Origin of the sequence: Micromonospora sp. NPDC049114, from assembly GCF_040648635.1 — a bacterium.
In the GTDB taxonomy this organism is placed as follows: domain Bacteria; phylum Actinomycetota; class Actinomycetes; order Mycobacteriales; family Micromonosporaceae; genus Micromonospora.
In genome coordinates this window covers 1-12,738 of the sequence record NZ_JBEZEA010000009.1, presented here as the reverse complement: position 1 = coordinate 12,738, position 12,738 = coordinate 1, and the positions used below count along the sequence as shown (strand labels likewise).

The 12,738-nt window shown below is 74.4% G+C and carries 13 protein-coding genes; 9 read left to right on the top strand and 4 right to left on the bottom strand.

Annotated elements, in window-relative coordinates; all coding sequences use genetic code 11:
• The first annotated feature begins 106 nt into the window (after window positions 1-106).
• Complete coding sequence (locus AB0B39_RS23400; protein WP_357490189.1) at window positions 107-715, top strand: hemerythrin domain-containing protein; 609 nt, start codon at window positions 107-109, stop codon at window positions 713-715.
• 88 nt (window positions 716-803) lie between these two features.
• Window positions 804-1,775, top strand: a complete 972-nt coding sequence (locus tag AB0B39_RS23395; protein ID WP_357490188.1) for a LysR family transcriptional regulator — start codon at window positions 804-806, stop codon at window positions 1,773-1,775.
• A 15-nt stretch (window positions 1,776-1,790) separates the two neighbouring features.
• On the opposite strand, the gene AB0B39_RS23390 is transcribed toward AB0B39_RS23395, so the two are convergent.
• Window positions 1,791-2,945: an NAD(P)/FAD-dependent oxidoreductase gene (locus AB0B39_RS23390; protein WP_357575363.1), complete on the bottom strand. Its 1,155-nt coding sequence runs from the start codon at window positions 2,943-2,945 to the stop codon at window positions 1,791-1,793.
• Window positions 2,946-2,968: 23 nt separating this feature from the next.
• On the opposite strand from AB0B39_RS23390, the gene AB0B39_RS23385 reads away from it, so the two are divergent.
• Entirely contained in the window at window positions 2,969-3,712 is a 744-nt protein-coding gene (locus tag AB0B39_RS23385; RefSeq protein ID WP_357490184.1) for a TetR/AcrR family transcriptional regulator, read from the top strand.
• 80 nt (window positions 3,713-3,792) lie between these two features.
• Window positions 3,793-4,038 carry a hypothetical protein gene (locus AB0B39_RS23380; RefSeq protein ID WP_266241928.1) on the top strand — a complete coding sequence of 82 codons (246 nt, stop codon included), beginning with the start codon at window positions 3,793-3,795 and terminating at the stop codon, window positions 4,036-4,038.
• 55 nt (window positions 4,039-4,093) lie between these two features.
• Here AB0B39_RS23380 and AB0B39_RS23375 read toward each other — a convergent pair whose 3' ends face one another.
• Genes AB0B39_RS23375 through AB0B39_RS23365 form a run of 3 tightly spaced genes read right to left on the bottom strand, consistent with a single transcriptional unit; the run spans window position 4,094 to window position 7,214 of the window.
• The gene (locus AB0B39_RS23375) at window positions 4,094-4,444 is read right to left on the bottom strand and encodes a DUF3140 domain-containing protein (protein WP_234582023.1); all 351 of its coding nucleotides are present in this window, start codon (window positions 4,442-4,444) and stop codon (window positions 4,094-4,096) included.
• Window positions 4,444-4,662 (bottom strand): hypothetical protein, encoded by a 219-nt coding sequence (locus AB0B39_RS23370; protein WP_357490183.1) that lies wholly within the window; start codon window positions 4,660-4,662, stop codon window positions 4,444-4,446. Before AB0B39_RS23370 ends, AB0B39_RS23375 begins: the two co-directional genes overlap by 1 nt.
• Window positions 4,659-7,214, bottom strand: coding sequence for an ATP-dependent Clp protease ATP-binding subunit (locus tag AB0B39_RS23365; protein ID WP_357490181.1), 2,556 nt, complete (start codon window positions 7,212-7,214; stop codon window positions 4,659-4,661). Before AB0B39_RS23365 ends, AB0B39_RS23370 begins: the two co-directional genes overlap by 4 nt.
• A gap of 140 nt (window positions 7,215-7,354) precedes the next feature.
• Between AB0B39_RS23365 and AB0B39_RS23360 the strand changes: the two genes are divergently transcribed.
• From AB0B39_RS23360 to AB0B39_RS23340, 5 genes are all read left to right on the top strand, one after another.
• Entirely contained in the window at window positions 7,355-7,735 is a 381-nt protein-coding gene (locus AB0B39_RS23360; RefSeq protein ID WP_234582026.1) for a hypothetical protein, read from the top strand.
• A gap of 152 nt (window positions 7,736-7,887) precedes the next feature.
• The gene (locus tag AB0B39_RS23355; protein WP_007076395.1) at window positions 7,888-8,148 is read left to right on the top strand and encodes a hypothetical protein; all 261 of its coding nucleotides are present in this window, start codon (window positions 7,888-7,890) and stop codon (window positions 8,146-8,148) included.
• Window positions 8,149-8,154: 6 nt separating this feature from the next.
• Entirely contained in the window at window positions 8,155-9,246 is a 1,092-nt protein-coding gene (locus AB0B39_RS23350) for a hypothetical protein (protein WP_357490179.1), read from the top strand.
• The gene (locus AB0B39_RS23345; RefSeq protein ID WP_357490177.1) at window positions 9,239-11,914 is read left to right on the top strand and encodes an FtsK/SpoIIIE domain-containing protein; all 2,676 of its coding nucleotides are present in this window, start codon (window positions 9,239-9,241) and stop codon (window positions 11,912-11,914) included. Before AB0B39_RS23350 ends, AB0B39_RS23345 begins: the two co-directional genes overlap by 8 nt.
• The gene (locus tag AB0B39_RS23340; RefSeq protein WP_357575362.1) at window positions 11,911-12,573 is read left to right on the top strand and encodes a hypothetical protein; all 663 of its coding nucleotides are present in this window, start codon (window positions 11,911-11,913) and stop codon (window positions 12,571-12,573) included. The genes AB0B39_RS23345 and AB0B39_RS23340 overlap by 4 nt, the downstream gene beginning before the upstream one ends.
• The last annotated feature ends 165 nt before the right edge of the window (window positions 12,574-12,738 follow it).

The following is a 12,738-nucleotide window of genomic DNA, read 5'->3' as shown; positions in this document are numbered from 1 at the left end:
CTCGGCGGATCCGCGTGCCGGTTTCGCGGCGTCCGCGTTCGGGTACCGCCGCCCACGACCGCACATCCCCTGCCGGAGCTTCCGCCCGCCAGTCGAGGAGGGCACCATGTCCGCCGTCCCCCTGCCCCCGTTGCCGCCCGCGCCCGTGTCCGAGGACGGTTACCGGCCCGGTGGCCGCAGCATCGCCGACATCGTGGACCGCGAGCACCGGCAGCTGCTGGCTCTCGTGGACCAGTTGACCGGCCCGGACGCCACGCCGCAGGAGGGGCTGGCGGTGCTCACCGCCGCGCTGTCGCGACACGTCTCCGCCGAGGAGCAGTACCTGCTGCCGGCGGTACGGGCGGCGCTGCCGGCCCGCGCCGACCGGGTGGACGCGGAGATCGACGCTGACGCCGCACTGCTGGCGGCCCTGAAGGGACTGTCCGACGAGACCCTGACCGAGGTCGCCGAGCGGGTCCGCCGCCACGTCGACGGGGTGGGCGCGCTCGTGGCCGAGTTGCGCGCGGTGGCCACCTCCGAGGAGCTGATCCGCCTGGGCAACCGGTTGGAGATCGCCGAGGAGGCCGCGCCGACCCGGCCGCACCCGGGCACGCCGGCCACGCCACCGTGGAACCGGATCGTCGAGCCGGCGGTGGGCGTGGTGGACAAGGTCCGTGACGCGGTGACGCGGCGGCCGACGTACCTGGCGGACCTGCCGGAGCCGCCGCGCGACTGACAGCGCGGGCCGCGCCACTAAATGCATTCAACGTCACCGATCCGCTTGGCCTCTTCCGCAGGCTGCGGCGTGGTCCTACCGTCACCGTATGAACCTGGAGCTGCGACACCTGCGGGTGGTCTGCGCGATCGCGGAGACAGGGAGTGTGACCAAGGCGGCGTCGGCGCTCGGGCTCGCCCAGCCGGCGCTCACCGCCCAGCTTCAGCGGATCGAGCGGACGCTGGGCGGGCCGCTGTTCGACAGGGATCGGCGCGGCGCCCGGCCCACCGCGCTCGGTGAGCTGGTGCTCGCCCGCGCCCGGGTGCTGCTGCCGGCGATGAAGGGCCTGCAGGACGAGGCGGCCCGGCTCGCCGGCGCGGGCGCGGCGCCCCGCTGCTACCGCCTCGGCGGGGTGAACAGCCCGATCCTGGGCCGGTTGGTGCACCGGCTGGCCGCCGAGCAGCCACCGGCCCAGATCACCACGTACGCCTCCTGGTCGGTGGACGAGCTTGCGCAGTTGGTGGCCGGTGGGCGGTTGGACTTCGCCCTCACCGGTGTGTGCGGCGACGCCACCCCGTCGGCCGCGTTCGGACTGAGCTGGCGGGAGGTGGCCGTCGACCCGGTGCTGGTGCTGCTGCCGGAGACCCACCCGCTCGCGGCGCGGGCCGAGGTGCGCCTGGCGGACCTGGGCCATGAGCAGTGGGTGGCCGCGCCGGGCGACGGTTGCTTCGGCGACTGTTTCGCCGCCGCGTGCGCCCGCGCCGGCTTCACCCCGCGCAAGGTGTACGAGACCGACATCCGTGGCTGCGTCGATCTGGTGGAGGCGGGCGTGGCGGTGGCCCTCTGCCAGGCGACGTTCCGCCCCGTCGGCGGCCTGGTCACCCGCCGGCTGGCCGGTGTCCCGCTGCGCTGGCGGCTGCTGCTGGGGTGGCATCCGGACTCGCCGGCCGCCGGGGACGCGGAGCTGCTGCTGGCCACGGCCAAGGCGGCGTACACCGACTCGCTGGCGCCGCACCCCACCTACCTGGACTGGCTGGTGCGCAATCCGGCTTTCGGCGTCCGGCAGCCCAGCGAGGTGTGAGGGCGCACGAGCGGTCTACCGGTGCGCGGCGACGGGTTCCTCGTCCCCACCCGACGGCGTGGCGGACCGGGGCGTGAAGAAGCGGACGAGGTCGTCCGCCGCCGTCGGGGACAGCATCATCGCCTGCACTCGCGCGCACATCTCGGCGATCGGCTGGATCCTGGCGAACATCGCCTCCTCGTACGCCCGGATCGCCGCGTCCGGGTCGGCCGGGTTCTCGGCGAGTTCGCGCGCGAGTTCGGCGGCGTCCAGCATGGCCTGGTTGGCGCCCTCGCCGACGGGCGGCATGAGGTGCGCGGCGTCGCCGAGAAGGGTGACTCCCGGCTGGTGGGCCCAGCGCGCGCCGACCGGCATCACCATGACCCGGCGCGGCGTCGGTGGGCCGTCGGCCGCGTCGATCAGGGCGGTGAGGCGGGTGTCCCAGCCGTCGAACAGGCCCAGCAGGGCACGCTTGTCCCGGTAGGTGTCGAGGTCCCGGTCGTCGGCGGGTAGGGAGATCCCGACGCGGATGCTGCCGTCGCCGAGGCGTTGCGCCGCGAGGATCTGGCTCACGCCGACGCACCAGAGGTTTCCCGGGCCGACCAGCTCGGCGAGATCGGGGTGGCGTCGGTCGGCGTCGTCGATGGTCAGGTCCACGTGGCTGGACACGTGGGACAGGCCCGCGTCGGTCAGCAGCGCCCGGACGACGGAGCGTGCGCCGTCCGCGCCGACGAGGATGTCGCAGTCGGCCCGGTGGCCGCCGTCGAAGGTCAACCCGAAGCCCCCGCCCGGTCGGGCCGTGGCCGCGACGAGGCGGCGCCGCCACACCACCGCGTCGGGCGGCAGCGAGTCGAGCAGAAGATCACGCAGGACGGTGCGGTCGATCTCGGGGCGGCCGGCGAACGAGCCGGGTTGGGGCGTGTGGTGCACGAGGGTGCGCCCGGCCGGGTCGAGGATGCGATGCTCCTCGCCCTCGGGCCGGGCCTCGGACCGGAACCGGTCGTCGAGACCCGCCTCGGCGAGGGCCAGTTGCCCGGACTCCGGGTGCAGGTCGAGCATTCCGCCCTGGGAGCGCGCGGTGCGACCGGCCTCGCGTTCGTAGACCACCGCGTCGATGCCGTGCCGGTGCAGGATCCGTGCCAGCGTCAGGCCACCCAGGCCACCACCGGCGATCGCCAGTCGCTTCGTCATGCCCTTACCGTACACTGTATTGCGTGGATACATCGTACGGTAATGAGGTCGTGCCCGTCTGGGAACGCCCCGAGCCCCAGCCCCGGGCGACGCCGGTGCCGTTGAGCCGTGCGAAGATCGCCGCCACGGCGATCCGGCTCGCCGACGCGCACGGCCTCGACGGACTGTCGGTGCGCAAGATCGCCAAAGAGCTCGGTGTCGGTCCGATGCGGCTCTACGACTACGTCGCCACCAAATCGGAGCTGCTCGACCTGATGGTCGACACGGTCTACGCCCGGATCGCCGAGACCGGCGAGCAGGCCGGGTGGCGGGCCACCGTGCTTGCCGTCTTTCGGCGGACCCGCGCCGCCGCCCTCGACCACGAGTGGTTCGCCGACCTGCTCGGCGGGCGGCCACACCTGGGCCCGCACGCGCTCGCCGTGGGCGAAACGACAGCCGCGGCCCTCAGCCAGGCCCCCGGCATACACGGCATCGACGACCTTCAGCGCGCCCTGGGCGCCCTCAACGCCTTCGTCGGCGGCGCCCTGCGCCGAGAGGTCACCGAGCGACGCACCGCCCGCTCCACCGGCACCGAGTTCAGCGCCTGGCAGACCAGCCTCGGCCCCTACCTGACCCGCATGCTCGACACCGGCCGCTACCCCACCGTCGCCCGGCTCGTCATCGAGGGCGCCCACCTCAGCGCCGAGGAGACCTTCAACCACAACCTGACCACCATCCTGGACGGCATCACCGGCCACCCCCAACCGACCGGCGGTACGGGCGGGTAGTCCCGGCGACGCGACCCGGACGCCGCCTACTGGCAGGTCGGTGGCGGTGCGAACGGCCGCTGTCGGGGTATCTGGCGGACATGACCGATCTCTACCCGCCCGCCGACGACCGGGAACTGCTCCGCCAGGCCGCCGCCGCGCACACCGCCGCCACCCGCCAGGTGGAGGCGTTCCTGCGCCGGCTGCCGGAGGTGCCCGACCCGGCCGACGTCACCGAGTACGCCAACCTGCTCACCCGGGAGGACCAGACCCGGGGCGAGCGCGACGCCGCCGCCGACGCGGCGGGACTGACCATCGGCAGCCTGGAACCCGACCAGGGCCAGTAGCGGCACGCGACGGTGCCGCCCCACACCGGGACGGCACCGTCGCGTACGGCCTCGCTCAGCGTTCGACGAGAGGGTCGTGACCGAGGTCGAGCAGCGAGTGCCGCCACTCGTCGTCGGCGTTGCCCCGTCGGGGCTTGGCGTCCATCAGCTCGCGGATCCGCTCGACCGCCTCCCGCATCACCTCGATGTCCTCCGGGGTCAGATCGACCTTGCGCTTGTTGAGCACCTTGAGGATCTCCCGTCCCGGCTGGGGCAGGTCGAGGTCCGGGTTCGGGCTGAACGACTCCTCGCCGGAGCCCCGGGTCAGCAGCCAGGTGCGCAGCTGCTCCGACGGGACGTTCACCTCGGCGTGGAAGTCCTCCCAGAGCACTTCCACCTCGGGGTCGAGCCGCGTGTCGCGTACCATCAGGTCTCCTCTCGACGATGGTGACCCGACGTCTCCGGGTCGTCCTGGTCGGTCTTCGGATGCAGGCCCTCGGCGGGCACCCGCGTGCGGCGCGGGTTCGCGGTCGGGGGCGCCAGGATCGGGTCGGGATGCTCGTCGTCGTCCTCGTCCCGGGGCTTCGCGGACCCCGCGTGCTCGTGCGGGTCCTCGTGGTCGTCCCGTCGCGCCGGCCCGGTCATCGGGGGTGCGTTGTCGTGGCGGCGGTGTACCCCCGCTCACCTGCGGTCACGTCGAAGGTGAGCTGCCCGTCGCGGGCGTCCACGGTGACCTTCTGCCCGGGCGAGATCGCCGACTCCAGCAGCATCCGCGACAGGTGGTTGTCCACCTCCCGCTGGATCACCCGGCGCAGCGGACGGGCCCCGAACTCCGGCTGGTAGCCGTGCTCGGCCAGCCAGTCGATGCCGGCGTTGGTGAACTCCACCTGGATGTCCTGGGCGTGCATCCGGCGGCGGGTCTCCTCCAGCAGCAGCGCGGTGATGTCGCGCAACTGCTCGGCCTCCAGCCGGCGGAAGATGATGACCTCGTCGATGCGGTTGAGGAACTCCGGCCGGAAGTTCTCCTGGAGGCGGCGCATCAGGCGTTCGCGCAGCTCGTCGTTCTCCTGCTCGCTGCCGGGTGCGCCGGTGCCGAACCCGACGGCCCGCTGCGCCCCGGTGATCAGCTCGGAGCCGAGGTTGCTCGTCATGATCAGGACGGTGTTCTTGAAGTTCACCGTGCGGCCCTGACTGTCGGTGAGCCGCCCGTCGTCGAGCACCTGGAGCAGGATGTTGAACACGTCCGGGTGGGCCTTCTCGATCTCGTCGAGCAGCACCACCGCGTACGGGCGGCGGCGCACCGCCTCGGTGAGCTGACCGGCCTCCTCGTAACCGACGTACCCGGGTGGGGCGCCGACCAGCCGGCTGACCGTGTGCCGCTCCTGGAACTCGCTCATGTCCACCCGGACCATCCGGTCCGCCTCGCCGAACAACGCCTCGGCCAGGGCCCGGGCCAGCTCGGTCTTGCCGACGCCGGTGGGGCCGAGGAACAGGAAGCTGCCCATCGGGCGCTCCGGGTCGGCCAGCCCGGCCCGGGAGCGGCGCACCGCCTCGGCCACCGCGGTGACCGCGTCGTCCTGACCGACCACCCTCTCGTGCAGATGACCCTCCAGGCGCAGCAGCCGGTCGCGTTCCTCCTCGGTGAGCTGGCTGACCGGGATGCCGGTGGCCCGCGAGACCACCTCGGCGATCTCCTGCGGGCCCACCTCGGGCACCTGCGAGGACGAGCCGTCGGCGCCGGTCGCGCGGCGCATCTCCTCCTCCAGCTCGGAGATCCGGTCCCGCAGCGCCGAGGCCCGTTCGTACTGCTCGTCGGTGACTGCCTGCTCCTTGTCCCGGCGTACGTCGTCGAGCTCCTGCTCCAGCTCCCGCACGTCGGAGGCCGGGGTGCGGGTGCGCAGCCGGACCCGGGCGCCGGCCTGGTCGATCAGGTCGATGGCCTTGTCCGGCAGGAACCGGTCGGTGACGTACCGGTCGGACAGCTCGGCGGCGGCGACCAGCGCCTCGTCGGTGAAGCGCACCTGGTGGTGGGCCTCGTACCTGTCGCGCAGGCCGCGCAGGATGGCGATGGTGTCGTCGACGCTGGGCTCGGGCACCAGCACCGGCTGGAACCGCCGGGCCAGCGCGGCGTCCTTCTCGATGCTCTTGCGGTACTCGTCGAGCGTGGTCGCGCCGATCACCCGCAGTTCACCCCGCGCGAGGGCGGGCTTGAGCATGTTGGACGCGTCCATTCCGCCCTCGCTGCCGGCCCCGCCGGCGCCGACCAGGGTGTGGATCTCGTCGAGGAAGATGATCAGCTCGTCCCGGTGCGCCCGGATCTCGTCGATCACCTTCTTGAGGCGCTCCTCGAAGTCGCCCCGGTAGCGGGTGCCGGCGACCAGGCCGGCGAGGTCGAGTTGCACCACGCGCTTGCCGAGCAGGGTCTGCGGCACGTCGCCGTCGCAGATCCGCTCGGCCAGACCCTCGACGATCGCGGTCTTGCCGACACCGGCCTCGCCGATCAGCACCGGGTTGTTCTTGGTCCGCCGGGACAGGATCTCCACCGCCTGCTCGATCTCGTCGGCCCGCCCGATCACCGGGTCGATCTGGTCGGCGCGGGCCAGGTCGGTGAGGTCCTGCCCGTACTGGTCCAGGGTGGGGGTGCCGCGGTCCGGCTTCGGCCCGGTCATCGGGCCGCGTTCGGCATTGGCGGCCTGCAACGACTCGGGCTGGATCCGGCCGGCCGCCAGCATCCGTCCGGCCGGCGACTCGGGATTGAGCGGCAGGGCCATCAGGATGTGCTCGGGGCCGATGTAGTTGGCGCCCATCGCCCGGGACAGCTGGTGGGCGTCGAGCAGCGCCCGCTTGGCGGCCGGGGTCAGCGACAGGTTGGGCGGTACCTCCCCGCGCGGTGCGCCGTCGCCCTTGCCGCCCAACGCGTTGAGCAGGGTGTCCGGGTCGGCGCCGGCGCGGCGTACCAGGTCGCGCAGGGGTTCGCGTTGCAGGGCGGCCCAGAGCAGGTGGTCGGTGTCCAGGTCGTTGCTCTGCCGTTGCGCGGCGCGGCGGGCCGCGTCGGCCAGCATCTCGCGCGCGTCGGCCGTCATCAGTCGGGTGATGTCGACCCGGTGCGGCGGTCGGCGTCCTCCCTCACCCCGGCCGAAGTACCGGGCCAGGAATTCGTCCCACGGGTCGGAGCCGAGGTCACCGGGTCCCATCATGTCTGTCCTCCGCAGTCGGGCGCGGCACGGTCGCCAGGGGCTACCCGGCGCTCGGCCCGACAAACGCCGCACGTGGCGGCGCACACCGCGTTGTGGAGTGGCACCCGGCCGGCGCCGGCCACGGGTGGCAGGCTGACGCCATGACTGAGAACCCGCTGCTGATCGTGGACGGCGCCAACGTGGTGGGCTCCCGCCCGAACGGGTGGTGGCGGGACCGGGCCGGGGCCGCCGCCCGGCTGCGGGACTCCCTGGCCCCGGTGGCCGCCACGGGCCTGCCCGCCCGTCTGACCGCCCCGGTCGAGGTGGTGCTCGTGGTCGAGGGCGCCGCCCGGGACGTACCCGGCACCGACGACGTCCGCGTCGTCTCCGCCCCCGGCTCCGGCGACGACACGGTTGTCGAACTGGTCCAGGCGGCGCCGCAGCGCCGTCGGCTGGTGGTCACCGCCGACCGGGAGCTGCGCGAGCGGGTGACCGCCCTCGGCGCGGAGGTGTACGGGCCGCGCTGGCTCCGCGATAATTGAGAAGTTCTCATACTGGGACTCCCACAGAACGGACTCCCGGCACTTCAGGGGGGTTAACGGTCAGTCGGGCAGGAACACCGCCAGGGCGGATGTTCTCCCACCGACGCCAGTAAGCTCTAATGGAGATCTCCCCGCCCCCAGGAGGTTCCGCCGTGGCGAGCGTCGCCGAGCTGAAGGCTGCCATCGATGTCGCCCTCCAACAGATCGGCGACGGGCAGACAGCCGTCCAGGCAGCCGGTGAGAAGCTCGCCGAGGCGCAGCAGACCCTTGCCGGCGCGCTGGAGGGCAGCGGGCACGAGACGGTCGAGGCGGCCCAGGCGTCGCTGACCCAGGCCAGCCAGGAGCTGGAGGAGTGCCTCGCCGCGACACTTGTCGCGGTCGAGCAGGCGCAGCTCTACGTCTCCACCCTGTAGGCCACCGTGTCCATCATCGAGGACATCGGCGGCCAGGTCCGCGCGGCCAGCGAGGAGTTCCCGGTGGGCCTGCTCGGGCAGGCCCTGGAGAAGTTCGGCCTGGCCGCGGAACGACTGCGCTGGGTCCGACAGGAGTCGGCCAACCCGATGGGGGTGCCCGAGCTGTCCGCCGCGACCGAGCACGCCGAGAGCGCCAACTACGCGCTGCGGGTGGCGCAGGAGCAGCTGTCGGCGTATCTGGCCGCGATCGGGCTGGCCGCCGACGGCGCCCCGGCGCCCCGCCCGCAGCAGCGCGACCCGCGCCACGACGCGCCCCCGCCGCACGGGCCGACCACTGTGGCACCGGAGCAGGCCGAGCAGGTGCGGATGCGTCGCTGGTGGTCGGTACGGGTGGCCGAGTTGACCGGCGGGCGCGACGGCGGCCCCGACGAGCCCGACGAACGGCTGCGCGACTCGCAGGAGCTGCTGCGCCGGGTCGTCGGCGGGGTGCGCGCCGGCGACCGGGACCGGCTGCGCACCGAGCTGCGGCGGGCGTCCGCCGACGTGGGGCTCGGGATGGCCGCGCTCGCGCCGCCGCTGCTGCGGGAGCTGGCCGGCGAGCTGCTGGGTCATCCGCCGCGCGCCGCCGACCTCGGCCGGTTGCGCGGCGAGCTGGACGGGCGGGTCCGGGACCTGCTCCCCGGACTGCCGCCGCCGGTGCTGGAGACGCTGCTGACCCGGGTGTGCCGGATGCCGCCACCCCGCTCCTCGGGGGAACCGCCGCACGCCGCCGACTCCGCGGTCACCGCAGGCGTGGCGACCGGGCTGCTGCTCGCCCGCCTCGGCCGCGACCTGCCCGTTGCCACCGGCACGCCACCGGCCACCGGTGACCAGCGCACCGGCGACGCGGGTGCTCGTCCCGCCGAGCAACGCTCCGGGAACGCGAGTCGTCCACGGCCCCCCGAACCACCACCCTCGGGCGGCGTCGGTCCCCGTCCTGGCGCGGTGAACGGCAGGCAGGCGTCCGGCGGCGTCGTACCGCAGCGGCCCGCCGGGCTGCCGCCGCAGACCGGCAGCCCGTGGCGGGACGCGCCGGCCCGCCGGGGTTCCGATGGCTGACCGGCGGAGCCAACTCGTCACCCGCATCCGGGACACCCTCTCCGAGGCGCTGGGTGCCACGCGTACCCGACTGTCGGCCGCCCAGGCCGACCTGACGGCTGGTCGCGAACGGCTGACCCGGGTCCGGCGCGCGGCGGCCGCCGTACCGCAGCGGGTGGGCGCCCAACGGGACCGCCGCCTCGCCGAGATCGACGCCCGGCACGCCACCCGGCTCGCCGAGCTGGCCCGCCACGCCGCCGACGCCGCCCGCCGGGAGGCACCCGGCTGCGCCGGCGCCGACTGGCCGGGCTGGACGCCCACGCCCACCCGCCGGGCCGAGCCGCCCGGCGCGCTGCGGGTCGGCACGGTCCGGCTCGACGACGTCGACCCGGTGCCCGCGCTGGTGCCGCTGCTCGACGCGGGGCACGTGCACCTGTCCGGGGACGACCGCGCCGGCTGCGACGCGGTCGTGTCCGCGCTGCTGCTGCGGGCCGTCGGCCGCGCCGACCCGGGCGGGGTACGCCTTGTCGGCTACGACCCGGAGCACCTTGGCGGCGGCCTGGCCGGGTTCGCGCCCCTGGGCACCGCGGGGCTGCTCACCTTCGTCGGCCCGGGCGGGTTGGGTCCGCTGCTGGACGACCTGGTCGAGCAGATCCGCCGCATCAACGAGACGGTGCTGGCCGGCGAACACGGCTCGCTGCGGGAGCTGGCCGCGGCGACCGGCCGCCGTCCCGAGCCGTGGCGGGTGGCGGTGCTGCTCGGCGGCGACGAGCTGAGCCGGCACGAACGCGGCCAACTCGAACGCGTGGTCCGCGCCGGCGCCGCCTGCGGGGTGCACCTCGTGGTCCGGGGCATCCCGCTGCCGGACGACCCGACGGTGACCCGGGTGGTGACCGAGGCGTCCGGCGCGTGGATCGGCGGCCCGTCCGGCCTGTCGGTCCGGCTGGACCCGCCGCCACCGGCGACGCTTGTCACCGACACCTGCCGGGAGATCGCGGCCCGCGTCAACGCCGGCCCGCCGCCGACCCCGTTCGCCGACCTGCTGCCCCCGCCGGAGCAGATGTGGCGGGAGGACTCGGCCAGCGGGCTGACCGCCCCGATCGGCGAGGGGCCGCAGGGCCGACCGGTGCGCCTGACCCTGGGCGACTATCCACCGCACGCGCTGATCGGCGGGCCGTCCGGCACCGGCAAGACCAACCTGATCTTCGCGTGGATCGGCGCCCTCGCCGCCCGCTACTCCCCCGCCGAGTTGGAGTTCTATCTGCTCGACTTCAAGGAGGGGGTGTCCTTCGCCCGGTTCGCGCAGGGCCGACGCGACCCGAGCTGGCTGCCGCACATGCGCCTGGTCGGCATCAACGTCAACACCGACCGGGAGTTCGGGTTGGCGCTGCTGCGGTTCCTCACCGAGGAGCTGCGTCGCCGTGCCGACGCCGCCAAGAAGCACGAGGTGACCAAGCTGGCCGAGCTGCGGGCGGTCGACCCGACCGGGCACTGGCCCCGGATCGTCGCCGTTGTCGACGAGTTCCAGATGCTGCTGGCCGGCCGGGACGTGGTCGCCCGGGAGGCCGCCGACCTGCTGGAGGACCTGGCTCGCCGCGGCCGGTCGCAGGGCATCCACCTGGTGCTCGCCTCGCAGGACGTACGGGGCATCGAGGCGCTGTGGGGCCGTCCGGCGCTGGTCGCCCAGTTCACGTTGCGGATCGCGCTGCCCAAGGCGTTGCGGATCCTGGCCGAGCGCAACGACGCGGCGCAGTCGCTGCCCCGCTGGCACGCGGTGGTCAACGCCGAGTCCGGGATGGTGGAGGGCAACGAGGTCGCGCGGATCCCGTCGGCCAGCGACTGGGAGACGTGGAGCGGCCTGCAACACCGGCTGTGGCGGATGCGCCCGCCGGACGCCGCGCCGGCCCGGCTCTTCGACGGTGACGCGATCCCCCGGCTGGACGAGGCCCCGGACTTCCGGGGCCTCGAAGCCCCGACCGACGGCCGCGCGCCGCGCAACCCGGTGGCCCTGCTCGGCGAGATCATCGACGTGCAGTCCCGCTCGGCGGCGCTGCGGCTGCCCCGCGCGCCCGGGCGCAACCTGGCGGTGCTGGGTACGCGGGTGGACGAGGCGTGCGCGGTGCTCGACTCGGCCGCCCGGTCGCTGGCCCGCCAACACCCGCCGGGCACCGCCCGGTTCTCCATCGCCTGCCTCGACCCGGACGCCGATCCGATCGCCCGCGCGCTCTACGACGACCTGGCCGACGACGCCTCCTGGTACGACGAGGAGACCGTCGGCGAGTTGATGGGCGAGACGGCCGACGGGCTGTCCGGCCCCGGCAGCCCGCACTACCTGCTGTTGTTCGCGGTCGACGCGGCGGCCGGCGCCCTCGCCGCGCGCACGGGTCGGCGCACCGGCCTGGAGCATCTGCGCCGGATCCTGCACGACGGTCCGGAGCGGCGCACCCACGTGCTGGCCTGGTGGCGGGGCGTGGCGCGGATGCGCGCGGACCTGGGCGGCCCGGCCGCCCGCACCGACCAGATCGGCGCCTGGGTTGCTCTGGACACGCACGGCGGCGAGCTGGGCGCCTCGCTGTATCCGGGCACCGGCGGCCCGGACTGGTATCCCCGGCCCTGGCGCGGGCTCTTCTTCGACCGGGCGGTGCACCGCACCGGCCAGGTGCTCATCCCCTATGGACCGTCGCGATGAACCAACCGGTGACCAGTGACACGTACACGGCGCAACTGCGGCGACTGGCCGAGCTGAGCGCCCGGGTACGCGAACAGCGCGCCGAGGCGCACACCTGGTACGAGCGGCAGTGCGCGGCGGCCGAGCGGGCCGTCGCCGACGCCGCCGACGACGTACGCCGCGCCGAGCAGGAGCTGGTCGACGCCCGCGAGGAGCAGGAACGCGTCGACGCCGAGGTGGCGCACCTGTGGCAGCAGGTGCGGGCCCGCCTCGGCGCCCGCCGCCTCGGTGCGCCGCCCGCGCCGACCAACGACAGTGCGGCCGGCGAGCCGGTGCTGCTGCTCGGTCGGGTCCGGGACCTGCTCGACCGGGCCGGGCAGCCCGGTGAGCTGCCGGGTTCGGTCAACCCGCTGCTGGCGCTCTGCGGGGTGGCCGGCGCGGTCGTGGCGTATGCGCTGGGCTCCGGCGCACGGGCGCTCGGCGTCGGGTACGGCGGGGACCTGGCAGTCGGGATGCCGGTGCTGGCGCTGGTGGTGACCCTGCTCGGGCCGTTGATCGGTCTCGTGCCGGCGCGGGTGCTCGCCGACCGCCGACACGCGGTGCTCGGCCCTCGACCGATCACCGTGGTGCTCGGCGCCGGGCTGGTCACGACGGTGCTGCTGCTGGTGCTCGGCCGCTGACCTGAGCCGACACCTGCGGCCCGCTGGCCGCGGTCACTGTCAGTCACGTCCGGCGGGGCGAAGGTGGCGGTGAGCGGTATACCCCAGAGTCATCGCCGGTTCCTCCCCGTCCCTGCATGGCAGGCGGGGTTACGGGGTGTGTTCCTTGCGGGCCTGGTCGGCCAG